Here is a 26224-nt window from a genome sequence, read left to right as displayed (position 1 = left end):
CCCGCCGGTACGGGTTCGTACCGGCGGGCCTTTCGCCGTCTTGGGGCGGTTTCCGGCAGGAAGACGCCGGGAGAGGCCGGGCCGAAGGCTGCCACCTCGCGACCCGGCGGGGGGTTGAGAACACAGAATCCGAGAACCATCGAAGGGCGTCTCTGATCGCGGCACCACCGTACCAAGCCGGTCCGGAATTCTCAGGGTTTATGGTCCACAGTCCTCCACAGACGTCGCAGCGGTTCGCCGGCAGGCCCCGGGTTCTTCCATGTGACTGTCGTGCGCGGTAAAGATGGGTTCGTCCCTCGAACTCAGGAGGCAGACCATGCGTACGGCGCACCGAACGTGCCCGCTCTGTGAAGCTGTCTGCGGCCTCACGATCAAACTCGACGACGACGACCGTGTGGTGGATGTGCGAGGGGACGCCGCCGACCCCTTCAGCAAGGGGTTCATCTGCCCGAAGGGCGCGAGCCTCGGCCGGCTCGACGAGGACCCCGACCGCCTGAGCAGGCCGCTGATCCGCGAGGGCGGCGAGTGGCGCGAGGCGAGCTGGGAGGAGGCCTTCGAGGCGGTCGAGCGCGGCCTCGCCGCCGTTCCGGGCCCCGCCCGCGGCGTCTATCTGGGCAACCCCAGCGCGCACACGATGGCGGGGGCCCTGTACGGGGCTCCGCTGATCCGCAGCCTGGGCACCCGGCAGGTCTACTCCGCCAGCACCGCCGACCAGATGCCCAAGCACGTGTCGGCGGGCCTCATGTTCGGCCACCCGCTCACGATCCCGGTGCCTGACCTCAATCGCACCGACTACCTGCTCATGCTCGGCGCCAACCCGCTGGAGTCCAACGGCTCGCTCTGCACCGCGCCCGACTTCCCCGGACGCCTCAAGTCGCTCCGCAAGCGCGGCGGGCGCCTGGTCGTCGTCGACCCGCGCCGCACGCGCACCGCCGCGCTGGCCGACGAGCACGTCTTCATCCGCCCGGGAACCGACGCCTACCTGCTGATGGGCATCGCCCACACGCTCTTCGCCGAGAAGCTCACCAACGTCCGCGTGCCGGTGAGCGGGCTCGAAGAGGTCGAGGCGGCCGTCGCCGAGTTCACCCCCGAGGCCTGCGCGACCGCGTGCGGGGTGCCCGCCGAGCTGATCGTACGGCTGGCGCGCGAGCTGGCCGCCGCCCCCACGGCCGCCGTCTACGGCCGCATCGGCACGTGCACGGTGGAGTTCGGCACGATCGCGCAGTGGCTGGTCGACGTGGTGAACGTGCTGACCGGCAACCTCGACCGGCCCGGGGGCGCCATGTTCCCCCGTCCTGCCACCGAGGGCCCGCGGCGGCGCAAGCCGTACACCATCGGGCGCTGGCACAGCCGCGTGCGCCACCTGCCCGAGGCCAACGGCGAGCTGCCGGTGGCGACGCTGGCCGACGAGATCGAGACGCCAGGCGACGGGCAGATCAGGGCGCTGATCACGGTCGCGGGCAACCCGGTGCTGTCGGCGCCGAACGGCTCGCGGCTGGAGCGCGCCCTCGCCGGCCTGGACTTCATGGTCAGCGTCGACCCCTACCTGAACGAGACGACGCGGCACGCCCACGTGATCCTTCCCCCACCTCGCGTGATGCAGGCGGGGCACTACGACTTCGCGCTCCTCGGCCTGGCCGTGCGCGACTACACCCGGTACTCGCCGCCCGTGCTCCCCCTGGAGCCGGGAAGGCCCACCGAAGCGGTCATCCTCGCGCGGCTGGCCATGATCGCCTCGGGGCAGGGCGCGAGTGCCGATCCCTCGGCCCTGGACGAGCTGATCCTCGACCAGTTGCTCCGCAAGGCCGCCGACACGCCGGGGTCACCCGTGGAAGGCCGCGACCCGGCGGAGCTGCGAGCCCTGCTCACCGGCTCCAGCGGGGCCGAGCTGCGTCTCGACGCGATGCTGCACCTCGGCCCGTACGGCGGCTGGGGCGGGGAGGACGGCCGGGACCTGTCCCTGGCGCGGCTGCTGGAGAGCCCGCACGGCATCGACCTCGGCCCCCTGCGCCCCCGCCTCCCCGGCATCCTCAGCACGGCCTCCGGGACCGTCGAGCTGGCCCCCGAGCCGATCGTGGCCGACGTCGGACGGCTCCGGGAGGCGCTGGCGAGGGAGACCGGCGGCTTCCTCCTCATCGGGCGGCGGCACCTGCGCTCCAACAACAGCTGGATGCACAACGTCGCCCCGCTGGTGGGCGGCACCAACCGCTGCACGCTCCAGATCAACCCCGAGGACGCCGCCGAGCTCGGGCTGGGCGAGCGGGCCGTCGTACGGTCGGCGGCCGGCGAGCTCACCGTACGGCTCGAACCGACGGACACGATCATGCGAGGGGTGGTGAGCCTCCCCCACGGATGGGGCCACGCGGGCACCTCGCAGCTCGTCGCCGCCAAGAACGCGGGGGTGAGCGCCAACACACTGACGGACGAGTCGATCGTCGATCCGCTGTCCGGAAACGCGGTGTTCAACGGGGTGCCGGTGACGCTCTCACCCGCCTGATCCGAGGTCAAGGCGCGGGCCTGGGCAAATCCGGGCGCTTCCGGTAATAGGCTGTGGCCCGTGACCACCGTGCCCGATAAGGAACGTCTGCTGGCCCAGGTCGGTTTCGCCGTGGAAATCGACAAGTTGAAGCGCGTGCTCCGCCGCAACACCCTGATGGACGGCTCCCGCAGGGAGAACGACGCCGAGCACTCGTGGTACCTCGGCATGCTGGCCATGGTCCTCGGCGAGCACGCGCCACCCGGCACCGACCTCGACCGTGTCTCGGCCATGCTGCTCGTGCACGACATCGTCGAGATCGACGCGGGCGACACCTTCATCTACGACCTCGCGGCGGTCGAGTTGCAGGAGAAGGCCGAGCGCGCCGCGGCCGACCGCATCTTCGGCCTGCTGCCAGAAGACCAGACCACCGCACTGCGTGCACTGTGGGAGGAGTTCGAGGAGCGGAAGACCCCCGAGGCGAGGTTCGCCAAGGCTCTCGACCGGCTGGCCCCGATGATCGCCAATCATCAGAACGAGGGCGGAAGTTGGGTGCGCCACGGGGTCACCGTCGATCAGGTGATGGAGAAAGTCGAGATCATCCGGGAGGGCTCAGCGGCCCTCGGCGACTACGCCACCGAGATTGTCGAGCTGTCGGTGGCCCGCGGCCATCTGGCGCGGGGCCGCGCGTAGTCGCCTTCGCGGTGTTCTCTTCGGTTCTGGGGGGTAGGTCCCCTAGGGCGAGAGGGGGCGAAAGTGGAGGAAACTTCGAAGGCCGTCAACTCGCGACGCCGCACGCTCAGGGAGTCCCTGGGCATGTCACTTCCGGTGGGCCTCACCGATCGCCTTGAGCACATCAGGGCGCTCGACCGCGTGGTCGTGCCGGTGGCGAAGCTCATCCGGCGCAAGCTCCCGTCCGGGAGCGCGCTCAGAGACCTGCTGCACGGCGTGCCCACCGGGCATCCGCTGCACCCTCCGCTGGCGACCATAAGCCTGGGCTGCTGGACGGCGACGGCGGTGCTGGACCTCATCGACGTGGATCCCCGGGCGTCGCGGGCCGTGCTCGCCACGGGCATCGCCGGCGCCATCCCGGCCGCCGCCGCGGGGATCACCGACTGGTCGGTCCTCCACCTGGAGCAGCAGCGGGTGGGATTCGTCCACGCGCTGGTCAACCTCACGGCGCTCGGGCTGTACTCGGGGTCGCTCGTGCTGCGGCTGTCCGGGAGGCACCAGGCGGGACGCGCGCTCGCGTTCGCCGGTCTCGGCGCGGCCGGGGTGGGCGGCTACCTGGGCGGGCACCTGGCCTACCGCATGGCGGCCGGGCCGACCCACGCCGAGCCGACGACGCACCTCGTGCCGCTCGGCTGGCACGACCTGTGCCGGTTGTGGGACCTACCCGACGGGCGTCCGGTCTCGCGCCGCCTGGGCTACATCAACCTCTTCGTCCTGCGCCACGGGGCCCAGGTGAAGGTCCTGGCCGACCGCTGCTCGCACCTCGCCGGCCCACTGCACCAGGGGCGGCTGAAGCTGGAGAACGACGAGGCCTGCGTGGTCTGCCCGTGGCACGGCAGCACGTTCCGCCTGGATGACGGCGCCGTGGTCCACGGCCCGGCCACCGCGCCGCAGCCTTCCTTCGAGGTCAACGTCCGGGGCGACGGCATCGTCCAGGTCCGCCCGCGACAGGCCTGACCCGACGGCTCACTCGTCCTCACGGTCGGCGGCCGGGTACTCGACGAGGGCCAGGATGCGGCTCGCCATGAAGCGGGCGGTCCGCACGGCCGTACCGCTCCTGGTCACCTCGCTGACCTCCACGAGGCCTCTCCGGGTGGCCACGTCGACCCGCCGCCCGGCCTTCGTCGCCACGACCTCGTACGTACGCGGAGCATCGCCCGCGTCTATGACGATCTCGACCCGGTCACCCTTCATATCCAGATAAATACCCACTTGTGGGAGTCGTTAGCCGTACACCAGTTTGACAATCGCGACGATCCCCACGCACACGATCAGGACGCGCAGCACCAGGGCCGGCAGCCTGCGGCCTACGCGGGCGCCGACGAACCCGCCGACCAGGGATCCCAGCGAGACAAGAAGCACGACCCACCAGTCCACGGGAGCGATCAGCGTGAACAGGACAGCCGCCGTGGCGTTGACCACCAGCGACAGCACGTTCTTCGCCGCGTTGATCCGCTGCAGGTGGTCGTCGAGGAAGATGCCGAGCAGCCCGATCAGCACCACACCCTGCGCGGCGCCGAAGTAGCCGCCGTAGACCCCGGCGCCGAACACGCCCAGCCACAGCCACGGCCCACCGTGCGGATGGGGGCTGTCCCGCCGCTTGGACAGCCAGGCGTTGAGCCGGGGCTGCGCGACGACCAGCACGCAGGCGAGCGCGATGAGGATGGGGACGATCACCTGGAAGGCCTTGGCGGGCAGGGAGAGCAGCAGCAGGCCCCCGGCCAGCGCGCCGAGCGCCGAGCCCACGCCGAGCCGCGACAACCGCTCACGCTGGCCCTTGAGCTCGCTTCTGTAGCCCAGCGCGCCGGTCACGTTGCCCGCCACGAGCCCCACGTTGTTGGACACGTTCGCGACGATCGGCGGGTACCCCAGCGCGAGCAGCGTCGGAAACGTGATCAGCGAACCTGATCCGACGACGGCGTTGATGCCCCCGGCCGCGAACCCGGCCACGAGGACCGCGACCACCTCCCACGGTGTCAACATGCCACCTTTCGTACGGCTTCGCCCGATGGTAGGCGGCACTCGTACCCAGTCGGCAGGAGGGGTCTCACCGAACGAACGGCTGGGGAAAGCCTGTCAAGAGTACGGCCTCGCCGCGCGTGGGGGCGGGACCCGTGCTCACCGGGCGGGCGGACCCTCCTTGGGCTGGGAGAACAGACCGCCCAGGCCCTCCAGGGCCTTGCCCATCTCGGAAGGCACGATCCAGAGCTTGTTGGCGTCGCCCTTGGCGATCTCGGGAAGCGTCTGGAGGTACTGGTAGGCGAGAAGCTGCTGGTCGGGGTTTCCCTCGTGGATGGCACGGAAGACCATCGCGATGGCGTCCGCCTGGCCCTTGGCCCGCATGGCCTGCGCCTCCGCGTCGGCTTGGGCGCGGAGCACGGCGGCCTCCGCCTCACCGCGCGCCCTGAGAACGGCGGCCTGCCGCTCGCCCTCCGCCGTGAGGATCGCCGACTGCTTCTGCCCCTCGGCCGACAGGATGGAGGCGCGCTTGTCGCGGTCGGCCCGCATCTGCTTCTCCATCGAGTCCTGGATGGAGGCCGGCGGGTCGATGGCCTTCAGCTCGACGCGGTTGACCCGGATGCCCCACCTGCCGGTGGCCTCGTCGAGCACACCGCGAAGCTCGGTGTTGATCTCCTCGCGGGAGGTCAGCGCCCGCTCGAGATCCATGCCGCCGACGACGTTGCGCAGGGTGGTGACCGTCAGCTGCTCGACGCCGGTGAGGAAGTTGGCGATCTCGTACGTCGCGGCCTTGGGGTCGGTCACCTGGAAATAGATCACCGTGTCGATCGACACCACGAGGTTGTCGGAGGTGATCACCGGCTGCGGGGGAAAGGAGACGACCTGTTCTCGCAGGTCGACCGTGGTCTTCACCCGGTCGATGAAAGGCACGACGATGTTGAGGCCCGGAGTGAGCGTGCGGTGGTAACGCCCGAGCCGCTCGATGATGTACGACTGCGCCTGCGGAACGATGCGAATGGTGCGATATAAAGCGAACCCCGCGATGGCCACCACGATCATGGCGACGACAAGCTGTGTCATGAGCCACTCCGACCCGACGAATCCGATGAGCCCCGGCCGGAATGATATTTGGTTTGGCCTTTACTTGTTCGATAACCACGCGGGTGAATCGCTGGAATCGAAAATCACCCGCCCGCGCCGCCGATTTCCACGATCACCCCGGAAGGGCGCGGGCGTACCACCGGCCGTCGGCGCTGCGCTCCAGGCTCAGGGGCACCCCGAAGGTGCGTGAGAGGTTGTCGGCGGTCATGACGTACTCGATCGGGCCCTGGGCCACCACGGACCCGTGGCGGAGCAGCAGCACGTGCGTGAAGCCGCTAGGCACCTCCTCCACGTGGTGGGTGACCAGCACCATGGTCGGGGCCTTGGCGTCGTAGGCGAGCGCGGACAGGCGGCGTACGAGATCCTCACGGCCGCCGAGGTCGAGCCCGGCCGCGGGCTCATCGAGCAGCAGCAGCTCGGGGTCGGGCATGAGCGCCCGAGCGATCTGCACGCGCTTCCGCTCGCCCTCCGACAGCGTGCCGAACTTCCGCCTGATCAGATGGGCGCAACCGAGCTGGTCGATGAGCTCCACCGCACGCGTGACGTCGCCCGAGTCGTACTCCTCGTTCCAGCGGCCGAGGATGGCGTACGACGCGGTCAGCACGAGGTCGATGACCTTCTCCTCCGGCGGCACCTTCTCGGCCAGCGCGGAGCTGGCGAGACCGATGCGAGGTCGCAGGTCGAAGACGTCCGTCTGGCCGAGCCGCTCGCCGAGGATCTCGACCGAGCCCTCGCTGGGATACAGAAGAGCCGCCGTGACCTGCAGCAGCGTCGTCTTCCCCGCGCCGTTGGGGCCGATCACGACCCAGCGCTCGTCCTCCTCGACGGTCCAGTCGATGCCCCGCAGCAGCGCCGCGCCATCTCTGCGGACGGCGACGTCCTGGAGCCGAAGCACCTGACCACCCATCCCGAATACCTCCTGACATGTTCATCCGGATCAACCCGGTTCATCCGGATCAACCCGGCGCCACCGGGCGAGTCGCCCCGCCCAGTGTCCCTCCGGACCAAACCTATTGCAGCATCAGCGCATATCGTGGTTCGGTGCACCCCGATTCACCGATCTCCGCCACCTTGGTCGCATGGGGCAACGCTTGGCTTGCCGGACATGTCGGCCTTGACGAGGCTGTCGACCGGCTGGAGCGCGCGGCGGGACCACAGGTCGTCTCGAGTGAGGTGACCGACACCCCCCTGCGCGGATTCCTCGCCGACCTGCGCGTCGAGGGCATGAGTGCCCTGCGCCTGGCCCTTCCCGCCGCGGGCGATCCGCTCGGCCTGACCGGCCCTCCCCCCTTCAACATGGCCGCCGTGGACGCCGGGCAGGCGGCGACGGCCGTGCTCCCCGGCAGGTCGCTGGGCCTGGTCCCCTCCCCCGACCGTCGTGGGTCGTCCTACTCCGGAGTCCGCTGGACCGTGATGGAGGCGGGCAGCGCCACGCCGGACGTGCCCGGTCTCACCGACGCGGAGCACGCGCTGACCACGGCCATGCTCTCGGCCACCGACGCGCTGCTCTCGGTCGAGGGCCCGGCCAGGGGCCAGCCCTCCATCAAGACCACCGACGACGGCCTCGCCCCGGGATACCCCGCCCGCGCCCACAGGGTGGCCGCCCTCACGGCGCGGCTCGCCTCGGTGCTGCGCGTCGCCGACGAGCGCGGGCTCACCTCGGGCCAGATCGCCGTGCGCAACGAGGCCCTGCGCGACCTCGACCGCGCGGTGCGGCGCGCCCGCGTGGCCGCCCACCACGCGATCATCGAGGCCCGCCACTCGTCCGAGTCGCTGAGGACCCCTCCAAGCGGCTCCCGGTCGCGGCCGGACAACGCTCATCCGCGTGGCACGTAGCCGTGACGCACGGCGTACAGGGCCGCCTGGGTGCGATCCTGGACTCCGAGCTTCATCAGCACGTTCGACACGTGCGTCTTGACGGTCTTCTCCGCGACGACGAGCTCCCTGGCGATCTCGCGGTTCGACCGGCCTGAGGCGATCAGCGCGAGCACCTGGCGCTCCCGCTCGGTCAGCATGGCGATGGGCGCGTGCCCGGCGGGCGCGTCCGCACCGGTCAGCATGGCGTCGGCCGCTTCGGGCGCCAGCAGCACCTGGCCGCCGTGCACCGATCTGATGGCCTGCACGAGCGCGGCCGGGTCCACGTCCTTGTAGAGGAAGCCCGACGCCCCCGACCGCATGGCGGGGGCCACGTCGCCCTTGTCGCTCACCGAGGTCAGCACGATCACCCGTACGCGCGGGCCGCGCTCGGACAGCTCGCGCAGGGCGCCCAGGCCGTCCAGCACCGGCATCTTGAGGTCGAGCAGCAGAACGTCCGGTGCCAGTGACTCCACCAGGGAGACGGCCTCGGCGCCGTCCGCCGCCTCGCCCACGATCGCAAGGTCGTCCTGCAGGTCGAGGAAGGTGCGCAGTCCCTGGCGCACGACGGGGTGGTCGTCGGCGATGAGGACGCGGATCACGCGGCCACCTCCAGCCGGACGGTCGTCCCCGCGCCTGGCTCCGACGAGACGAGCAGCGAGCCGCCGGCCGCCTCCGCCCGATCGCTCATCGACAGGAGCCCGAGGCCCCGGGTGGACGGCGTCTCGACCTCGAAACCGTCCCCGTCGTCCCTTACCTCCAGCGTGAGCCGCGATCCCTCGGTATGGAGGCACACCTCTATGGACGACGCGTTCGCGTGCCTGAGCGCGTTGTGGAGGGCCTCCTGGGCCACGCGCAGCACGGCCACCTCCGTCGCGGGGTCCAGCTCGAAGGACGGGGTGGAGGTGAAGGTGAGCGTGACGGGATACAGGCGGTCGAGCAGGGCGGTGTGCTTGCGCAGCGTCTCGGCCAGCCCGTGGCGGTCGAGCTCGGCCGGGCGCAGCTCGACGATCACGGCCCTGAGCTCGGCCAGCGCCTCTCCCGCCAGCCGCTGGACGCGTTCGATCTCGGTCATGGCGCGCTGTGGGTCGGAGGTGACCAGCGAGGCCGCCGCCTGGGCCGTGAGCCGCAGCGAGAACAGCTTCTGGGTCACGGCGTCGTGCAGCTCGCGCGCCATGCGGTTGCGCTCTTCGACGATCGTCAGCTCGCGGCCCCGCTCGTACAGCCGGGCGTTGGTCAGCGCGATCGCCGCGTGCGCCGCGAAGAGGGTGAGCAGATCCTCGTCCGCCCGCGTGAAGCCGCCCGGGGCACGCTTGTTGGACAGGAAGATGATGCCGAGGACCTCGTCGGCGTCGCGGATGGGCACCCCGATGAAGTCCTTGAGCACCGGGTGCGCGGCCGGCCACCACTCGAAGCGCGGGTCCTCGCGGATGTCCGGCAGGCGCACGGGCGCCGCCTCCTGGAGCATCGCGGCCAGCATGCCGTGCTGGCGAGGGAGCGGGCCGATGGCATCCCACTGCTTGTCGCTGACGCCCTCCGCGACGAACTCCGCGAACGAGCCGTCGTCGTCGGGCACCCCGAGCGCGGCGTAGCGGGCGCCGAGCAGCGTGCGCGCCGAGCGCACGATCACCTGGAGCACCTCGCGGACCGACAGGTGCCGGGTGACGGCGAGCACCGCGGAGCTCACCGCGTGCAGCACCGCGTCACGATCGATGTCACGCTCGATGGCCGGTTCGGTCGTCACGACCACACTGTAGGCGCGACGGGCAGCAGGGGCGGCTCGGCCGATGGTCCTAGGTCCATGGGCGCGGTCAGGAGCGGTCTGAGGCCCGATGTCCGCCGGGCGCCCCGCTCCTAGCGTCGTGACCATGGCAGAAGACATGCGAACAACGACGGACACGCGGCCCACGGCCCTGGTCACCGGGGCATCCCGCGGTCTCGGACTCGCCCTGGCCCGCGCCCTCGCCGCCGGCGGCTGGCGGCTGGTCATCACCGCGCGCGGCGCCGCCGACCTGGAGGAGGCGGCGCGGGAGACCGGCGCGACGGCACTGGCCGGCGACGTCGCCGATCCGGCGCACCGCGAGCGCCTGGCACGGGCCGTACACGAGCTCGGCGGCCTCGACCTGCTGGTCAACAACGCCGGCTCGCTCGGAGCCGTACCGCTGCCCCCGCTGGCGGCCTACCCCCTGGACGCGCTCTCCGGCGCCCTCGCGACCAACGTGATCGGGCCCCTCGCACTGATCCAGGCGACGCTTCGCGGGCTGCGCGAGCGCGGGGGCGCCGTGATCAACATCTCGTCCGACGCGGCGGTGGAGGCGTACGAGGGCTGGGGCGGCTACGGCCTGACGAAGGCGGCGCTCGACCAGCTCTCCCACGTGCTCGCGGTCGAGGAGCCCGGCATCGCCGTCTGGTGGGTGGACCCCGGCGAGATGCGCACGCGCATGCTGGCGGACGCGATCGGCGAGCAGGACGCGGCGAGCGCGGCCGACCCGGAGACCGTGGCCGCGTTCCTGGCCGACCTGGTCAAGAGGCGCCCCGCGAGCGGCCGGGTGACCCGATGATCGCCTTCGACCTCCCGAGGATCCGCGAGGCGCACGAGCCGCCGGAGGCTCGCGGGCTGGCGCGCGACGCCGTGCGCCTCATGGTGACCGGCACGGACTCCGGCTCGGTCACCCACCACACCTTCACCGACCTGCCCGACCTACTCCGTCCTGGTGACGTTCTCGTGGTCAACGACTCGGCCACCCTGCCCGCGGCGGTGCCGCTGGACCGGCTCGCCGTGCACTTCTCGACCGAGCGCGAGGACGGCTCGTGGCTGGTGGAGCTGCGACGCCGCTCAGCGGGCGCCACCGAGCCGTACGCGGGAGGCGAGCCCGGGGAGTGGCTGCCGCTCCCGGGAGGCGCCACACTTCGCCTGCTGGGGCGCGAGACGCCCAGACTGTGGCGGGCGGTCGTCGACCGGGATGTCCCGAGCTACCTGCGGGAGTACGGGCTGCCCATCCGGTACTCCTACGTGGACCGCGACTGGCCGCTGTCGGCCTACCAGACCGTCTTCGGCGTGCGGCCGGGCAGCGCCGAGATGCCGAGCGCCGGTCGGCCGTTCAGCCACGAGCTGGTCACCGCGCTGGTCAGCCGGGGCATCGTGGTCGCCCCCATCACCCTGCACACCGGCGTCGCCTCGCCGGAGAAGGACGAGCCGCCCTACCCCGAGCGCTTCGCGGTGTCACCGCAGACGGCGCGGCTGGTCAACCAGGCCGAGGGCCGGGTCATCGCCGTCGGCACGACGGTCGTGCGGGCGCTGGAGACCGCGGCGCTCGGCACTGGGGAGGTGCGCGCGGCCGAGGGATGGACCTCGCACATCGTCACCCCGGCCGGGGGCGTTCACGCGGTGGACGGGCTGATCACCGGCCTGCACGAGCCGCGTTCGAGCCATCTCATGATGCTGTCGGCCATCGCGGGCGAGGAGCTTCTCTCCCGATCGTACGAGGCGGCGTTGCGCGAAGGGTATTTGTGGCATGAATTCGGTGACCTCCACATGATCACATCAGATCAATTCCGCATAAAGTGATGCACAAGGACGTTCCAAGTCGATAGTTCGATGCTGGATCACGTCGATTCGAGCCACTTCTACGGGAGATCACCCATGCGTCGGCACCTCTCCGCACTTGCCGCACTCACCCTCGCCGGGTCCCTGGCGGGCGCCTCGCTCGCCGTCCCCGCCATGGCGGACACCACTGTCGTCACGGCCGCCCCCGCGAGCGCCACTCAGGCGGTCGCCGCCCCGCAGTCACCGCTTTACACCCGCGTCGTCTGGAACAAGTACGTACGACGTGGGGGCGTCATCACGTATTCGCTGAAGAGCACGAACAAGGGCGAATAGCCGACCGACCTCGCCGGCGTCTTCGGCAGGCTTCCCAAGGGCGCCAGCAAGGCGCGCGTGGTCGGAAAGGCCTCCTCGACCTACTGCGGAATCTCGGGCCGCGACCTGTTCTGCGTCTTCGACACGCTCAAGCCGAACCGCTCGACCACCCTCAAGGTCCGGGTGTGGCTGAAGAAGAGCACCAAGGGAACGGCCGCCGCCCAGTTCGCCCACTTCTCCGTGGACGTCCCCGAGGGCGTCGACGTCACCAACGAGGAGGAGTTGGACAAGCTCGACCTCCAGAGCCAGCTCAACTACCGCACGTTCAAGACCAAGATCCTCCGCTGACCGACGCCTTTCTCACGGGCGTCGGCCCTTTCGGAGCGGCCACCGCGTGTGCGGTGGCCGCTCTGTCGTTGTCACGCCAGCCAGATAACTCATCAAGGCGCTTTTGCGAGCATTTGAGCAACAATGTCTGGATAAAGGCTAATTAAGTGGTCATCGTGCAGTGGATCATGATAGAAACGCTGCGGTTTACTCATGGACTTTCCGGTCCGCGATCACGTACCCCGGAGAAGTCCGTGTTCCCTGCCCGGGAACCACGAGTTCCCGCCCCCTGTTCCCTCACCCTCCTGGGAGACGTGCATGCGCCACCCCCTTGGCAAAATCGCGACGACGGTCGTCACCGTCCCGCTCGCGGGCGCTCTGCTGTTCGGTGCCGCCCCCGCCTCCGCCGCCCCGGCCACCAGCGCCACCGCCAAGACCACCACGGTCAGGGCCGCCGACGACCCGTACTCCACCTTCTCGGTCAAGGTGACCGCGACCAAGAAGGTCAAGCGCGGCGGCACGATCACCTACCGGATCAAGGGCCTCAACAAGGGTCCCTGGGAGGCGGACGACTACTACCTCGGCGGCATCCTGCCCAAGGGCATCCGCGGCACCATCTACTACGACGGCCCCAAGGGCACCAAGTGCGACTTCTTCCCTGACGGCTTCTGGTGCTGGCCTCCCCACGTCCTGGAGAAGGGCGAGGACAGCTGGCTGACCATCGAGTTCAAGCTCAAGAAGAGCGTCAAGGGCACCGTGAAGGCCGACCTGGGCGTGAACACCTGGGACTGGCCGACCGGTGCCGAGGACCTCAGCAGGGATGAGCTGAAGAGGATGGGCATCAAGGGCTGGTACTTCACCAAGAAGGTGAAGACCACAATCGTCGGCTAGCCGTACGACTTCCGGGCCGCCCGCCGACGCGCGGGCGGCCTTCTTCGTGGGCGCGGCGAACCCCGTCGAGCACGCCCGCGGCCGTCGCCCCGCCGTCGTCCAGGGGGATCGAGCAGCATCCCCCGAGCCAGGTGTAGCCCTCGCTGACCATCTAGCGGGCGATCCCCGCCCACATCAGCCCGGCCACCGCGCCACCGCGATGATCGGGGTGCACGCACGTACGCCCCACCTCGACCATGCCCCGGCGGATCCCGACATGGGCAGATGGCCATCGGCCGTCCGTATGGTGAACCGCTTGCACGCTCACTCTGAGCGGTCGGTAGCGTTGTCCGCGATGAAGCAGCGCACGCTTTTGATCACGCTGACCGGCCCCGACCGGCCTGGAGTGACCTCCAGGTTGTTCACCGTGCTGGCCTCCTTTCCCGTCAACGTCGCCGATGTCGAGCAGGTCGTCATCCGCGGGCGGCTGATCCTCGGCGTTCTCGTCGCGTACGCCGGCGGGCCGCCGACCGGCACCGGCGGCACGCTCGGCGCCATGTGGGCCGCCGTGGAGCGCGTCGCGGAGGACCTCGGCATGGAGGTCGAGCTGACCACCGGCACCGACCTGAAGGAGAAGCGCCGCCGCGGGCGCCTCCACGTGACCGTCCTCGGCAACCCCCTGCAACCGGCCGCCATGGCCGGCATCGCGGGCCGCATCGCCGCGGCGGGGGCCAACATCGATCGCATCGAGCGGCTGGCGCACCTGCCGGTCACCTGCATAGAGCTGGCGATCTCCGGTGCCGACTCCACCGCCCTGCGCGCCGAGCTGACCGCCGAGGCCGTGCTGCAGCAGGTCGACGTCGCGGTGCAGCGCTCCGGCCTGCACCGCAGGGCCAAGCGGCTGATCGTGATGGACGTCGACTCCACGCTCATCCAGGCCGAGGTGATCGAGCTGCTGGCCCGCCACGCGGGCTGCATGGACGAGGTGGAGAAGATCACCACATCGGCCATGCGCGGCGAGCTCGACTTCGCGGCCTCGCTGCGCGAGCGGGTGGCGCTGCTCGAAGGGCTGCCCGAGAGCGTCTTCGATCTCGTCCGCAAGGAGGTCGTGCTGACCCCGGGCGCCCGCACCCTGGTGCGCACCCTGAAGCGGCTCGACTACCGCTTCGCCATCGTCAGCGGCGGCTTCACCCAGATCACCGACTCGCTGGTCTCCGAGCTCGGCATCGACTACTCCGCCGCCAACACCCTTGAGGTGGTCGACGGCAAGCTCACCGGCCGCGTGGTGGGGGAGATCGTCGACCGTCCCGGCAAGGCACGCGCCCTGGAGCGGTTCGCCCAGCAGGCGGGCATCCCCATCAGCCAGACCGTGGCGATCGGCGACGGCGCCAACGACCTCGACATGATCGCCGCCGCGGGGCTGGGCATCGCCTTCAACGCCAAGCCGGTGCTGCGCCAGGCCGCCGACGCGGCCGTGAACGTGCCCTACCTGGACGCGATCTTGTACCTGCTCGGCATCTCGCGCGACGAGGTCGAGGCCGCGGACGCCGAGGACGGCCTGCCGCCGCAGAACCCCGCCCTGCCACCTGAGTGACCCTCAGGCCGGCGGGTCCTTGGGGTTCCAGCGGCTCACCAGGCGCCCGTCGCCGGGGCCGAGATCCGTCCAGGCGCCCGTCTCCAGCACGGCGAAGGCACCGGGCGGGAAGCCCTCGTCGTCGTGCGAGAGGGTGAGGTTCAGGACCAGCTCGTGCACAGCGGGGTTGTGCCCGACCACCAGGAGCGTCGACACCTCGTCGTCGGTGCGCCCGATGAGCTCCAGCAGCTCGTCCGGATACGCCTCGTAGATCTCGCTCTCCAGGTGGAGCGGCGCCTCCGGGGCGAGACCGGCCAGGACCAGCTCGGCGGTCCGCCTGGTGCGCGTGGACGGCGAGCACAGCACCAGATCGGGTGACATGCCCATTTGTCGCAAGGTCTCCCCGGCCCGTCCGGCGTCGCGCTCGCCGCGATCGGTCAGGGGACGTTCCCTGTCGGCGAGCCCGGGCACGTGCGCGGCCTTGGCATGTCTCAGGACGATGAGCGTGTTCACTCCCCCAACTATCCCATTACACGCGTACGGCTACCGCCCCATCGGGCGGTAGCCATACGTACTTGGAAAGGCCGCGTTACGTCAGCTCGACACCTTCTCGGTCTCGACCTTCTCGCTCTCGTCGCCGTTGGCCGGGGCGATGCTGTTCGAGCGCCGCTTGGAGACGACGATCGCACCGACCACGATCGCGACAGCGACCACCGTGACGCCGATGCGCAGCACCGCGTTCTCGGCGTACGTCACGACGGCCGGGGCGATCAGCAGGGCCACGAGGTTCATGACCTTGATCAGCGGGTTGATCGCAGGACCGGCGGTGTCCTTGAACGGGTCGCCGACGGTGTCACCGATGATCGTCGCCTCGTGCGCGGGCGAACCCTTGCCTCCGTGGTGGCCGTCCTCGACGAGCTTCTTGGCGTTGTCCCAGGCGCCACCGGAGTTGGCCAGGAACACCGCCATCAGCGTGCCGCAGGCGATCGCGCCCGCGAGGTAGGCGCCGAGCGGCGCGTACCCGAGGGCGAAGCCGACCGCGATCGGCGTCATGACGGCGAGCAGGCCGGGCGTGGCCAGCTCGCGCAGCGAGTCACGGGTGCAGATGTCGACCACACGGCCGTAGTCGGGCAGCTCGGTGCCGGCCATGATGCCCGGCTTGGTGCGGAACTGCTCGCGCACCTCGAACACGACCCGCCCGGCCGCACGGCCCACGGCGCTGATGGCGAGCCCGGAGAACAGGAACACCACCGCGGCGCCGATGATCAGGCCGACGAGCACGTTGGGCGAGTCGACGCTGAGGCTGAACGAGCTGAACGAGCCCAGCGCCTCCTTGACCCCGGCGCTCGCCTTGGCCAGTTCGAGCTCGACCGCCGTACGGAACGAGCCGAACAGCGCGGTCGCCGCGAGCACGGCCGTCGCGATCGCGATGCCCTTGGTGATCGCCTTGGTGGTGTTGCCCACCGCGTCGAGGGAGGTGAGGATGCGGGCACCCTCGCCCTCGACGTCGCCGGACATCTCGGCGATGCCCTGGGCGTTGTCGGAGACCGGGCCGAAGGTGTCCATGGACACGATCACGCCGACGGTGGTGAGCAGGCCGGTGCCGGCCAGGGCCACCGCGAACAGCGCCACGGTCACGTTGCCGAAGCCGAGCAGGAACGCCCCGTACACCGCGCCACCGATGAGCAGCGCGGAGTAGACGGCCGACTCCAGGCCGACGGCGATGCCGGACAGGATGACGGTGGCCGGACCGGTCAGCGAGCTCTCGCCGATGTCCCTCACCGGGCGGCGGTTGGTCTCGGTGAAGTACCCGGTGAGCACCTGGATGGCGCTCGCGAGGATCAGGCCGATCAGCACGGCGCCGATCGCGATCAGCCGCGGGTCGGAGTTGAGCCCGGCGATGCTGCTGCTGACGTCGGTGAGCTGCGAGAAGGAGCTCGGCAGGTAGGCGAACGCCGCGACCGCGACCAGGACGGCCGAGATGGCCGCCGAGATGAAGAAGCCGCGGTTGATGGCCGCCATGCCGTTGCGGTCGCCGCTCCGGGGAGCGGTGGCGAAGATGCCGATGATCGCGGTGAGCACACCGATCATGGGAACGATCAGCGGGAACACCAGGCCCTCGGTGCCGAAGGCGGCCTTGCCGAGGATGAGGCTCGCGACCAGCATGACCGCGTAGGACTCGAACAGGTCGGCCGCCATGCCTGCGCAGTCGCCGACGTTGTCGCCCACGTTGTCGGCGATGGTGGCGGCGTTGCGCGGGTCGTCCTCGGGGATGCCCTGCTCGACCTTGCCGACCAGGTCGGCGCCCACGTCCGCGGCCTTGGTGAAGATGCCGCCACCCACTCGCATGAACATCGCGAGCAGCGCCGCGCCGAAGCCGAAGCCCTCAAGCACGCTCGGGGCGTCGCCCTTGTAGACGAACACCACGATCGCGGCGCCCAGCAGGCCGAGCCCGACGGTGAACATGCCGGCCACACCACCGGTGCGGAAGGCGATGCGCATCGCGACCTTCTCGCCCGCGTCACGGGCGGCGGCGGCGACGCGGACGTTCCCGCGCACGGCCAGCCACATGCCCATGAAGCCGGTCAGCGCGGAGAACACCGCGCCGACCACGAAGAATACCGAGCGGCCGATGGCCACGCCGGTCGTCTCCGCGGGAAGCAGGAAGAGCAGGAACGGGATGATCACTACAAAGATGGCAAGTGTCCGGAACTGCCGCGTGAGATACGCGGCGGCGCCTTCCTGTACAGCTCGCGAGATGTTCTGCATTCGCTCGGTGCCTTGACCGGCAGCGAGCACCTCTCTTACGAGACCACCGGCGACGGCGAGCGCGAGCAGCGCCACCGCGGCCACCACGATCACGATCGTGAGATGGGAACCACTAAGGGATACCGCTGCGGCGTCGTCAGCGGCGAGATAGAGCCTAGACATCCGTCCTCCTCGGCCAGACGGGTAGGTCCACGCGCGGACCGCGCTGCGAAGTCAGTCGAGGGGGCGGCGCGCATCCGAGCTGGATTGGCAGTGCCGCTTCCGGTAACGTCCGCAGACCTTCCCGCAGGGCGACGTCGATCTGCGGGGACAAAACCTTGGCCGGTGCCGGGAGTCTACGCAGGCACGCGCTAGATATGAAGCCTCTTCAGCCAGCCAATTAGGGGCTCGTCCAGTAAGCCGCGCGGCTTTGCCCAGTAACAACGCGGTTTTCCCCGCCCAGGGCGCGACGACGTCCGTATTACGGACAGTCCTTTATTGCCAAATTATTAGGACCTATAGACCTGCGGACATGCCGGAACCCGGCACCGCAACTCCATCGGAGATGGGGAATAGGGGTCTTCACCTGCGTTGACACTCAGGGGGCCGGCACGGCGGACGGCTCCGCCCGTCCGAGGGCGGCCTTGTCCGCTGGTGGCCGGTGTACGCGGGGGAACTTCCCAGCACGCGGCCGTACGACGAGATCACCACTGGTCGGCTGGGCATGACACCAGCGCGCAGGTGGGATCGGGGAGATACCCGCTGCCGCAGGGAAGGCACCCGACCTGGCTCGGGAGTAGTCCGAGCTGGTCGGGCGGGCATCCGGCCGCTTCAGGCGGTCACCCTGGGCAGCCCTTCACCGGGGCCACTGCGGGTGATCGCTTGCAAGCGGGCGCTCCAAGCGGGTGCCCAAGAGGCCGCCACAAGCGGTCTCCTGGAAGCCGCTTCAAGCGGTGGCGAAGCCGGTGGTGGCCGCGGGCCAGCTCATCCTGATCCGCAACCCTTTCGCACTCGGATACACCTCGACGTCATCCGCCAGCGCGGCGATGACGGCGATGCCGAACCCGGACATCAGCGTGTCGGCGGGGAGCAGGCTGGCCAACGCGGTGCCGTTGACGGGCGTTGGCGCCCCATCCTCCTCCATATACGCCTGTTCCAGGTCGTCACTCGGTGCCGAGTCGGTGACCGTGACCTCGAAGCGTCCCGACTCGTCGCACAGCTCTATGCGGATCGGCTCGCCGGGGCAGTGAACGCGATGTGCCTCCACTGCCCGCGAGCATGCCTCACCTACAGCGAGCCGTACTTCGTCCAGCAACTCCTCGGCGACCCCAGTGCGGCGGGCGATGGCCGTAGCGACCAGCCGCGCCGTGCGCACGTGAGCCGGAAGTGCGCTGAACGTCAGCTCAACGGTGGCCATGACTACTTGTCTCGGCCGTGAGCTTCCTTGGCCTCTTCGACCGAGGCGTAAATCCCGAAGACCTTGGTGAGACCGGTGATCCGGAAGATCTTCAGGATGCGCTCCTGTGTACAGACGAGCTCCAGGGAGCCGTCGTGCGCACGAACGCGCTTGAGCCCGCCGACCAGGACGCCAAGTCCTGTGGAATCCAGGAAGTCCACCTTCTCCATGTTCACGAGGAGGTGGAAGTTACCCTTGTTGACCAGGTCGATCAGCAGCTCACGCAGCCTCGGCGCGGTATAGACGTCGATCTCACCCTCGACTTCCACGATGGTGAGTCGGTCTTCAGTGTGGTGGTCCAACTTCAGATCCACAGATCCTCCAGCGCCTTGCCTGCTGAGTCCACGACGAGGGGTCTGACATGCTGGGACCCCAAGTCCCAGCGCGCAATACCCTGACGCGCGGCATTCAACCACGCCCCGCCTTCGTGTCTATACGAAATCACGACTCCGGGCGACTCTCCCCCAAGATGCCAAACTGGAAACCAGTGACTCCGACTACCTCACCCTCACGGCGAGCAGGCCCGATACTCTCACGCCTGCTCGCGGCACCCGCGCGCCGGGAGCGTGTCACCCATGTAGAGCACGTTCCCGCACGTCAGGCGGGTGAAGCACGCTGGCCCGGCTGGGTCGACGAGCTTCTTGTAAGCCGTCTGCGAAATCAAGGCGTCGACGGGCTCTGGGAGCATCAGGTGACCGCCGCCGAGCTGGTTCATCGTGGCCAAAACGTGATCATTGCCACAGGCACGGCTTCGGGAAAATCACTCGCCTACCTGGTGCCGGCCGTTTCGGAGATACTCTCCGGGGGTTCCGTCCTCTACCTCACGCCGACCAAGGCGCTCGCCGCCGACCAGTTGCGGTCGTTGAGAGACCTGAAGCTGGCGCAGTTGCGGGCCGCGACCTACGACGGGGACACCCCGCCCGAGGAGCGCCAGTGGGTGCGCCGGCACGCCAACTACGTGTTGACCAACCCCGACATGCTCCACCGGTCGATGCTGCCCCACCACTCGTCGTGGTCGTCCTTCTGGCGGCGGCTGAAGGTGGTGGTCGTGGACGAGTGCCACGGGTACCGCGGCGTCTTCGGCTCACACGTGGCCCAGATCGTGCGCCGCATGCGCCGGATCTGCGCCAAGTACGGCTCTGATCCGGTGTTCATCCTCGTCTCGGCTACCGTGAGCGACCCCGCGGCTGCGGCGATGCGCCTGACGGGCCTTGAGATGGCCGAGGTGACCACGGACGCCTCTCCCCGGGGTTCGACCACGTTCGCACTGTGGGAGCCGCCCCTGACGGACCTGCGGGGCGAGGGCGGCGCCCCGGTCAGGCGCACGGTGACGGCCGAGACCGCCGACCTGCTGTCCGATCTGGTGATCGACGACGTGCGGACCCTCGCCTTCGTCCGCTCGCGCCGTGCCGCCGAGACGGTCTCGCTGATCGCCCGGGGCAATCTTGAGGAGATCTCACCCGAGCTTCCTGGCCGGGTGGCCGCCTACCGGGCCGGGTACCTCGCCGAGGACAGGCGCGTGCTGGAGAAGGCGCTGCGATCAGGCTCGATCATGGGGCTGGCGACCACCAACGCGCTGGAGCTCGGCATCGACGTCTCGGGGCTGGACGCCGTGCTCATCGCCGGATGGCCGGGCACGCGGGCCTCCCTGTGGCAGCAGGCCGGGCGCGCCGGTCGCGACGGCCAGGACGCCCTGGCGGTGCTGATCGCCCGTGACGACCCCCTGGACACCTACCTCGTCCACCATCCCGAGGCGCTTTTCGGGCAGCCGGTCGAGGCGATCGTGCTCGACCCGGACAATCCCTACGTCCTCGGGCCTCACCTGTGCGCGGCCGCGGCCGAGATCCCCCTGAGCGAGGCCGACCTGGCCGTGTTCGGCCCCTCGTCCGAAGAGGTGCTCGACGACCTCGTACGGCGGGGCATGCTGCGGCGGCGCCCGCAGGGATGGTTCTGGACCCGCCGGGAGCGTGCCGCGAACCTGGCCGACATCAGGGGCTCGGGCGGAGCGCCCGTACAGGTCGTGGAGTCCTCTACAGGACGGCTGCTCGGCACCGTCGACGAGTCCTCCGCCCACACCGCCGTGCACACCGGCGCCGTTCATCTCCACATGGGGGACACCTATCTGGTGGAACTGTTGGATCTGGACGCCGGCGTCGCCTTGGTCTCGGCCGCCGAACCCGACTACTCCACCTTCGCCAGGGACGTGACCGAGATCTCGGTGCTGGAATCCCTGCGGTCGCACCCCTTCGGGCCGGGCGAGCTGCACTTCGGCACCGTGGAGGTGACCCGGCAGGTCGTCTCCTTCCTGAAGCGCCGCGTCCAGACCGGGGAGATCCTCGGCGACGAGCCCCTCGACCTACCGCCACGCACCCTGCGCACGCGGGCCGTGTGGTGGACGCTGCCCGACGACGCCGTGGCCCCCCTCGTCGCCCAGGGCCTGGACCTCGGTGGCGCGGCCCACGCGGCCGAACACGCCTCGATCGGCCTGCTCCCGCTGTTCGCCACCTGCGACCGCTGGGACATCGGCGGCGTCTCCACGGAGTCGCACCTCGACACCGGTCTTCTCACGGTCTTCGTGTACGACGGGCACGAAGGCGGGGCCGGGTTCGCCGAACGCGGCTACGCACGCGCCCTCGACTGGCTCACCGCCACGCGCGAGGCCATCGCCTCATGCGAGTGCGAACGCGGCTGCCCCTCCTGCATCCAGTCCCCCAAATGCGGCAACGGCAACGAACCCCTGGACAAACAAGGCGCCCTCCACCTCCTGGACACCCTCCTCCCCACCCCCTGACCACGCCTCCGTCCCACCCGACCAGCACACGACCGTCCCACCCGACCGGCACACGACGGACTTGTCCGTCAAGATTCCCTTTCCCGCGATGCCGGCTCTAGTGATCGTGGTCACCGAGGGCCCGCCCGGGACTCGGCAACAGCAGAGCGTTCGCCCAGCCCAGGAAGAACCAGGCGGACCACGACTCGCACGTCCACGACTCCGGCTCGAATTACACAGCGCGTGATCGAGGCGTGGTTCTCCTCAGCCAGGTCCCGAGCGCGGCGACAGGCCCTCTCGGGAGCGGCAAGCGCTTGGACCGCGGCCGCCAGAGCACTGAGATCAGCGGCCGACTGGGCGCGATGTCGCGCTATTCGGGCCGACCCGACCCACAACAGGGTTGCCGCCAGAAACCAGATCAGCACCATAAACGCAAGCACCCACACCGCAGCCGCCCCCCGCTCCCCAGCCTCCCCTCCACGGACTCCAAGGCGTGACCACCCTCCTTCTCTCCCTGGCACACCGAAAGACCCGCCAGCTCTCCCTGGCACACCGAAAGACCCGCCAGACCCCGAACAGCCCGAGTCTCTGGAATCACCCGGGTCATGGGAGCCATGTGGATCTGCGGTATTCACAGCAGTCGGGACAATCTCGCGGTCAGGACGGTGAGACCGATGAAAGCGATCAAGACGCCCAGGGCGCTCATGACGCTTACTGCGGGATTCATCACACTTAAGCCGGTCATGCGGTGATTACGATCCATCCGAGGGTCCTCCCGGTGACGAGTGAGCCGGGGCGTCTCCTGAGAGCGGGGCGTCCGCTCCCAGTTCGGTCGCGGAACTCGCAGAGGCTCCCACCGGGACCGCCGGCACCGCGATCAACCAACTCGGCCGGACCGAGGTCGAGATCGTCACCCGGCTCAACTCGGAATCGCGGGTCACCGAGACGGTGGCACCGGCCGGTGCGGCCCGATCGGCCGCCTGCCTGACCGCTTCGAGTGACTCCCCTCTCGCGGCTGCCCTGGCCCCCGCCCGGGCGGCGTCGACACACTCCAGCTGAGCCGTCACCGCCGCGATCGCCCACAGAGCCGCTCCCAGCACCAGTACCAGCGACGGAAGCGCCACCGCCATCTCCGCCGTGACGGAACCCCCATCGGCGCGCACGAGACCGCGCCGCCTGGCCGACACGGGCACTGCTCGCCATGCTGCGAGGCTCCGATGACCGGATAGACGCGCCTTACCGGCCGAGGTGCGTGGACGGGAGCTCGAATAGATCATGATGTACCTCCTCCTGAATAAGCCCTCCCGCATGACCTCGGCTCGCGCAACCAAGCCGAAGTCGAACCTTCGGTTCCGCCAATGGCCAGAGCTATATGGCGAGGCCCACAGAACGGGGCAGTAGATGGGCCGAACGGCGGCAGAACAGACACTCCTGAACCGCCGCCGAACGACTCCACCCCACCAGCGGGCATGAGGCTCTGCGCGCAACGCAGCAGGCATGGAGTCTCAAGCCGATACCAGCGGGCATGAGACCTGGCCTCTGGTCGGCTTGAGACTCTGCTCCTTCGCATGGCGAGCCCGACCCCCATCGTGTCGTTCATGGACGCTGCGGGCTTGAGACACCGGCTCTTACGCGATCAAGCCGGAGAAGGCGTCCTCACGCCGCTTGGTCGCCGGCCGTGGCTCGTTTCACGGCTTGGGAGCCTGCTTTCATCCGGCGAGTTTCAAAGCTCGGCTGATGATGTCGGACAGCATCTTGCGCACCTCCGGACTGCTCACGATCTTGAACAGCAGGCCCGCGAACGCGCAGGCGGCGATGGTGCCCACCGCGTACTCGGCGGTGGACATGCCCGCCTCCGATCGCGTGCGCGCCACCATGGCGAGCTTGCGTGCCGAAGCGCGGACAGTGGCCAGCCGCTTTCGCAGATGCTGCTCGACCACAAGGCCCTTCCTGATCAGCGCCGCTCCCAGCGTGCGCCGACCGCACTCACGGATCCACCTGCGCATCGGACCTCCCCTTGAGTCGTCATCGCGGCCGTGTGGATGACCCGCACCGGCCCCAACAGGTGAGATCAGCGTGGCTCAAACGAGGTGCGCGACCTCGGACCGAGCCGGATTCTGTGGACGAATACCCGCCCACCCGCCGAGCCTGTGGACGGACACCCGCCCACCCGCCGAGCCTGTGGACAACCCTTGGTCCCCGTGGAGAACGCCTGCGTGCCGTGGAACCGACCGGAGTGCCGTGAGGAAAGTCCTGGGTGCCTGTGGAGAACGCCTCGGTGTTCGCGAGAACGTCCTGGATACCGTGGGGAAGGTCCCGGGGCCCTTGGGGACCGTTAGGAAGGTCTTGGGTGCCGTGGGAAGGTCCCGGGTGCCGTGGGAAGGTCCCGGGTGTCGCGGGAAGGTCCCGGGTGTCGCGGGAACGTCATCGGTCCGTGAGGGACGTCACCGGTGCTGTGAGGAATGTCCTTGGTGGCTGGGGATAGGCCTCCCGCGCCTGGGGAGAAGGTGCTCGGAGCCTGCGGGCGGCAAGGATGCACCGGCAGCCTCGGGGGCCGGTAGATCAGTCGCCGAAGACCTGCGCGGCGAGCCCTGCGACCACCGGGACGATTCCCAGAAACACGAATGCGGGAAGGAAGCACAGCCCAAGGGGCGCGACCGCCTGGACTCCCACACGTCGCGCGGCAGCGGAGGAGGCGGCTCGGGCCTCGTGCCGGGCGTCATCGGCGAGCCTGGACAGCACGTCGGCGACGGGCGCACCGCTGAGCGATGCCCGGGTCATACCGCGGGCCAGGGCGGCGAGGGGGCGGTCATGCTCCAACGCCGACCAGGCGGCCTCAGGCAGCGCGCCCAGCCGCAACTGCCCGTTCACCCACGCCAGACGGTCACCCAGGGGACCGCCCATCGCCCGCGCCGCTGCCTCCACCGCCCCGCTGACGGGTTGGCCCGCCCGTAGACAGGACACCATGAGGTCGATCGCGAACGGGAGATCGGCCGTGATGCGCGCCTGCCTTCGGCGTACCTCACCTGGTTCCCTGCGATGGGCCATCACCGCCACGACGACGCCGATGCCGGCGCCTCCGACCAGACCCGGCAGCCCACCGATGAAGAGAAGGCCTCCTAACGCCGCCAGGAGCACAGAAAGGGCATCTCGCAGCGAATGCCGGCTCCGGTCTTCCTTCGTCGACATTCCTGATCGGTCAGAGGTACGCGGTCGAGTGAGCGGGTACACCGGCACGCCGGTCTTTCTAGTTCCTGTGAGGGACAGCCGACCAGATCGGAGGGAAAGGAGGTGATCTTGACTGTCCGCCGCCGGACGGCTGAACCCGGAGCCCTCATGGCTACCGCCGTGCCGTGCTCCCGGCGGCCCAAGAGGCGAGTGATCAACGGTCTCGCTTGTGGACGGGAGATTCGCTTCACGCGGCTCAAGGACATCCGGCACTCCCGGTATCCAGCCGTGCATTCTCAATCGGATGAGGCGCTCGGTGGGATCCCACGGCGTCAGCCACAACCACGTCGAAAGTGCCGCGAGCCCGGCGGCGAGCAGGATGCCCATAGGTCAGTCCGATCGTTCAGCAGGGGACATTCGGCAGTCGGCCCATGATCAGGGAATGGCGAGCCCGTCGAGCTTTGGGGATGGGTCTCGGGCCGTCGAGCCTTGACCATGAGGTCACGGACCCGTCGAGCGCGACCCCGTCGGCCTTGAGGTGGGGCGCGAGGCTGTCGAGGTTCGCGCGACGGGTCACGGGCCTGGTCGCTGGGCGCGGGCTACTAGCCGGTTGGTCCACCACACACCCGTAAGGTCCAGCAGCACGCCCGCGCCAAGGCAGGCGAAGCCCGCCGGGCCGCCGAACAAGAAGGACAGTGGCCGCAGGCCCAGCCCGGCTGCCAGAAGCAACCCGAGCACCGGAAGCCCCGCGAGCAGCCGGGCCGTGGAGCGAGGACCGGCAAGCTGTGACGCCACCTCGGAGCGATGAGCCTCCGCTTCTCTGAGGGAAACGCCGACCCGCTCGATCAGCGCGGCCAGGCCTCCTCCCACGGTGAGGCTGATGCGCCAGCAGGCGGCAAGGCGCGACAGCCCTTCCCCTCCATGATCAGGAGCCGCCCGTTCCAGGGCTGTGGCCACGTCTCCACCATCGCGCGCGACGGCGACCACTGGACGAAGGACGCCAGGGTCGGGAGGTTCGAGGCAGGACACCGCCCGGGACAGGGCTTCCCCGGGTGTGCGGCCGGTGGCGAGCTCGGCGACGAGGCCCTGGCACAACTCGATCGACGCCATGCGCCAGGCCGCGGCTTCACGCGCACGGCTCGGCCGACGGGCGAACCGCAGGACACGAACCGCGAACCTCCATCGCATCTCATCGTCGGCACGGATCAGCGAGAGCAGCCTGGCCGTCTCCCGATCAGGCCCCGTCCACAGCAGTGCCGCAGCGGAGGCCAGGAGCACGGCAACCACCACCACCGCGAACCCTCCTTCCAAATCAGATCGATGTGAACCGA

At 69.6% G+C, this 26224-nt stretch carries 26 protein-coding genes; 11 read left to right on the top strand and 15 right to left on the bottom strand.

Annotated elements, in window-relative coordinates; genetic code table 11:
- Nucleotides 1-316 precede the first annotated feature (316 nt).
- The 3 genes from AB0O34_RS11200 to AB0O34_RS11190 all read left to right on the top strand — a co-directional run bounded on the left by AB0O34_RS11200 (nucleotide 317) and on the right by AB0O34_RS11190 (nucleotide 4165).
- Nucleotides 317-2497, top strand: a complete 2181-nt coding sequence (locus AB0O34_RS11200; protein ID WP_363915112.1) for a molybdopterin-dependent oxidoreductase — start codon at nucleotides 317-319, stop codon at nucleotides 2495-2497.
- A 60-nt stretch (nucleotides 2498-2557) separates the two neighbouring features.
- Nucleotides 2558-3169 (top strand): HD domain-containing protein, encoded by a 612-nt coding sequence (locus AB0O34_RS11195; protein WP_363915110.1) that lies wholly within the window; start codon nucleotides 2558-2560, stop codon nucleotides 3167-3169.
- A 123-nt stretch (nucleotides 3170-3292) separates the two neighbouring features.
- Nucleotides 3293-4165, top strand: a complete 873-nt coding sequence (locus AB0O34_RS11190) for a Rieske (2Fe-2S) protein (RefSeq protein ID WP_363915108.1) — start codon at nucleotides 3293-3295, stop codon at nucleotides 4163-4165.
- A gap of 9 nt (nucleotides 4166-4174) precedes the next feature.
- Here the strand turns inward: AB0O34_RS11190 and AB0O34_RS11185 are convergent, their stop codons facing one another.
- The 4 genes from AB0O34_RS11185 to AB0O34_RS11170 form a co-directional block, all read right to left on the bottom strand.
- Nucleotides 4175-4420: a hypothetical protein gene (locus tag AB0O34_RS11185; protein ID WP_363915106.1), complete on the bottom strand. Its 246-nt coding sequence runs from the start codon at nucleotides 4418-4420 to the stop codon at nucleotides 4175-4177.
- Nucleotides 4421-4432: 12 nt separating this feature from the next.
- Nucleotides 4433-5188: a sulfite exporter TauE/SafE family protein gene (locus AB0O34_RS11180; RefSeq protein ID WP_363915118.1), complete on the bottom strand. Its 756-nt coding sequence runs from the start codon at nucleotides 5186-5188 to the stop codon at nucleotides 4433-4435.
- Between the two features lie 138 nt (nucleotides 5189-5326).
- Nucleotides 5327-6247, bottom strand: a complete 921-nt coding sequence (locus tag AB0O34_RS11175; protein WP_363915104.1) for an SPFH domain-containing protein — start codon at nucleotides 6245-6247, stop codon at nucleotides 5327-5329.
- A gap of 133 nt (nucleotides 6248-6380) precedes the next feature.
- The gene (locus AB0O34_RS11170) at nucleotides 6381-7175 is read right to left on the bottom strand and encodes an ABC transporter ATP-binding protein (RefSeq protein ID WP_363915102.1); all 795 of its coding nucleotides are present in this window, start codon (nucleotides 7173-7175) and stop codon (nucleotides 6381-6383) included.
- 266 nt (nucleotides 7176-7441) lie between these two features.
- Between AB0O34_RS11170 and AB0O34_RS11165 the strand changes: the two genes are divergently transcribed.
- Nucleotides 7442-8104 carry a hypothetical protein gene (locus tag AB0O34_RS11165; protein ID WP_363915100.1) on the top strand — a complete coding sequence of 221 codons (663 nt, stop codon included), beginning with the start codon at nucleotides 7442-7444 and terminating at the stop codon, nucleotides 8102-8104.
- On the opposite strand, the gene AB0O34_RS11160 is transcribed toward AB0O34_RS11165, so the two are convergent.
- On the bottom strand, nucleotides 8086-8724 hold the full coding sequence (locus tag AB0O34_RS11160; protein ID WP_363915098.1) for a response regulator transcription factor: 639 nt from the start codon (nucleotides 8722-8724) through the stop codon (nucleotides 8086-8088). The genes AB0O34_RS11165 and AB0O34_RS11160 overlap by 19 nt on opposite strands.
- The gene (locus AB0O34_RS11155) at nucleotides 8721-9866 is read right to left on the bottom strand and encodes a GAF domain-containing sensor histidine kinase (RefSeq protein WP_363915096.1); all 1146 of its coding nucleotides are present in this window, start codon (nucleotides 9864-9866) and stop codon (nucleotides 8721-8723) included. The genes AB0O34_RS11160 and AB0O34_RS11155 overlap by 4 nt, the downstream gene beginning before the upstream one ends.
- A gap of 136 nt (nucleotides 9867-10002) precedes the next feature.
- On the opposite strand from AB0O34_RS11155, the gene AB0O34_RS11150 reads away from it, so the two are divergent.
- From AB0O34_RS11150 to serB, 6 genes are all read left to right on the top strand, one after another.
- Entirely contained in the window at nucleotides 10003-10683 is a 681-nt protein-coding gene (locus tag AB0O34_RS11150; RefSeq protein WP_363915094.1) for an SDR family oxidoreductase, read from the top strand.
- Nucleotides 10680-11690, top strand: coding sequence for an S-adenosylmethionine:tRNA ribosyltransferase-isomerase (locus AB0O34_RS11145; RefSeq protein ID WP_363915092.1), 1011 nt, complete (start codon nucleotides 10680-10682; stop codon nucleotides 11688-11690). The genes AB0O34_RS11150 and AB0O34_RS11145 overlap by 4 nt, the downstream gene beginning before the upstream one ends.
- 75 nt (nucleotides 11691-11765) lie before the next feature.
- Nucleotides 11766-12002, top strand: a complete 237-nt coding sequence (locus tag AB0O34_RS11140; protein WP_363915090.1) for a hypothetical protein — start codon at nucleotides 11766-11768, stop codon at nucleotides 12000-12002.
- A 57-nt stretch (nucleotides 12003-12059) separates the two neighbouring features.
- Nucleotides 12060-12329, top strand: a complete 270-nt coding sequence (locus AB0O34_RS11135; protein WP_363915088.1) for a hypothetical protein — start codon at nucleotides 12060-12062, stop codon at nucleotides 12327-12329.
- A 297-nt stretch (nucleotides 12330-12626) separates the two neighbouring features.
- A complete protein-coding gene (locus AB0O34_RS11130; protein ID WP_363915086.1) occupies nucleotides 12627-13199 on the top strand; it encodes a hypothetical protein in 573 nt (190 codons plus the stop codon).
- Between the two features lie 334 nt (nucleotides 13200-13533).
- Nucleotides 13534-14772, top strand: coding sequence for a phosphoserine phosphatase SerB (gene serB, locus AB0O34_RS11125; protein ID WP_363915084.1), 1239 nt, complete (start codon nucleotides 13534-13536; stop codon nucleotides 14770-14772).
- 3 nt (nucleotides 14773-14775) lie between these two features.
- Here the strand turns inward: serB and AB0O34_RS11120 are convergent, their stop codons facing one another.
- The 4 genes from AB0O34_RS11120 to AB0O34_RS11105 all read right to left on the bottom strand — a co-directional run bounded on the left by AB0O34_RS11120 (nucleotide 14776) and on the right by AB0O34_RS11105 (nucleotide 19269).
- Nucleotides 14776-15264, bottom strand: a complete 489-nt coding sequence (locus tag AB0O34_RS11120; protein WP_363915082.1) for a histidine phosphatase family protein — start codon at nucleotides 15262-15264, stop codon at nucleotides 14776-14778.
- Nucleotides 15265-15345: 81 nt separating this feature from the next.
- The gene (locus tag AB0O34_RS11115; protein ID WP_363915080.1) at nucleotides 15346-17682 is read right to left on the bottom strand and encodes a sodium-translocating pyrophosphatase; all 2337 of its coding nucleotides are present in this window, start codon (nucleotides 17680-17682) and stop codon (nucleotides 15346-15348) included.
- 763 nt (nucleotides 17683-18445) lie between these two features.
- Complete coding sequence (locus tag AB0O34_RS11110) at nucleotides 18446-18916, bottom strand: ATP-binding protein (RefSeq protein WP_363915078.1); 471 nt, start codon at nucleotides 18914-18916, stop codon at nucleotides 18446-18448.
- A 2-nt stretch (nucleotides 18917-18918) separates the two neighbouring features.
- Nucleotides 18919-19269: an STAS domain-containing protein gene (locus tag AB0O34_RS11105; RefSeq protein WP_114029683.1), complete on the bottom strand. Its 351-nt coding sequence runs from the start codon at nucleotides 19267-19269 to the stop codon at nucleotides 18919-18921.
- Between the two features lie 47 nt (nucleotides 19270-19316).
- Here AB0O34_RS11105 and AB0O34_RS11100 point away from each other — a divergent pair, with 47 nt between their 5' ends.
- Nucleotides 19317-21746, top strand: a complete 2430-nt coding sequence (locus AB0O34_RS11100) for a DEAD/DEAH box helicase (protein ID WP_363915076.1) — start codon at nucleotides 19317-19319, stop codon at nucleotides 21744-21746.
- A 110-nt stretch (nucleotides 21747-21856) separates the two neighbouring features.
- On the opposite strand, the gene AB0O34_RS11095 is transcribed toward AB0O34_RS11100, so the two are convergent.
- The 5 genes from AB0O34_RS11095 to AB0O34_RS11075 form a co-directional block, all read right to left on the bottom strand.
- A complete protein-coding gene (locus tag AB0O34_RS11095; protein ID WP_363915074.1) occupies nucleotides 21857-22246 on the bottom strand; it encodes an Rv3654c family TadE-like protein in 390 nt (129 codons plus the stop codon).
- Between the two features lie 231 nt (nucleotides 22247-22477).
- Nucleotides 22478-23002, bottom strand: coding sequence for a TadE family type IV pilus minor pilin (locus tag AB0O34_RS11090; RefSeq protein ID WP_363915072.1), 525 nt, complete (start codon nucleotides 23000-23002; stop codon nucleotides 22478-22480).
- A gap of 432 nt (nucleotides 23003-23434) precedes the next feature.
- Complete coding sequence (locus AB0O34_RS11085; RefSeq protein ID WP_363915070.1) at nucleotides 23435-23731, bottom strand: DUF4244 domain-containing protein; 297 nt, start codon at nucleotides 23729-23731, stop codon at nucleotides 23435-23437.
- A gap of 556 nt (nucleotides 23732-24287) precedes the next feature.
- Entirely contained in the window at nucleotides 24288-24914 is a 627-nt protein-coding gene (locus AB0O34_RS11080; protein ID WP_363915068.1) for a type II secretion system F family protein, read from the bottom strand.
- A gap of 552 nt (nucleotides 24915-25466) precedes the next feature.
- Nucleotides 25467-26186 carry a type II secretion system F family protein gene (locus AB0O34_RS11075; RefSeq protein WP_363915066.1) on the bottom strand — a complete coding sequence of 240 codons (720 nt, stop codon included), beginning with the start codon at nucleotides 26184-26186 and terminating at the stop codon, nucleotides 25467-25469.
- Between the last annotated feature and the right edge of the window lie 38 nt (nucleotides 26187-26224).

The organism is Sphaerisporangium sp. NPDC088356, assembly GCF_040685555.1.
GTDB lineage: Bacteria > Actinomycetota > Actinomycetes > Streptosporangiales > Streptosporangiaceae > Sphaerisporangium.
The sequence above is the reverse complement of the archived record's forward strand: the minus strand, read 5'-3'. Positions and strand labels throughout refer to the sequence as shown.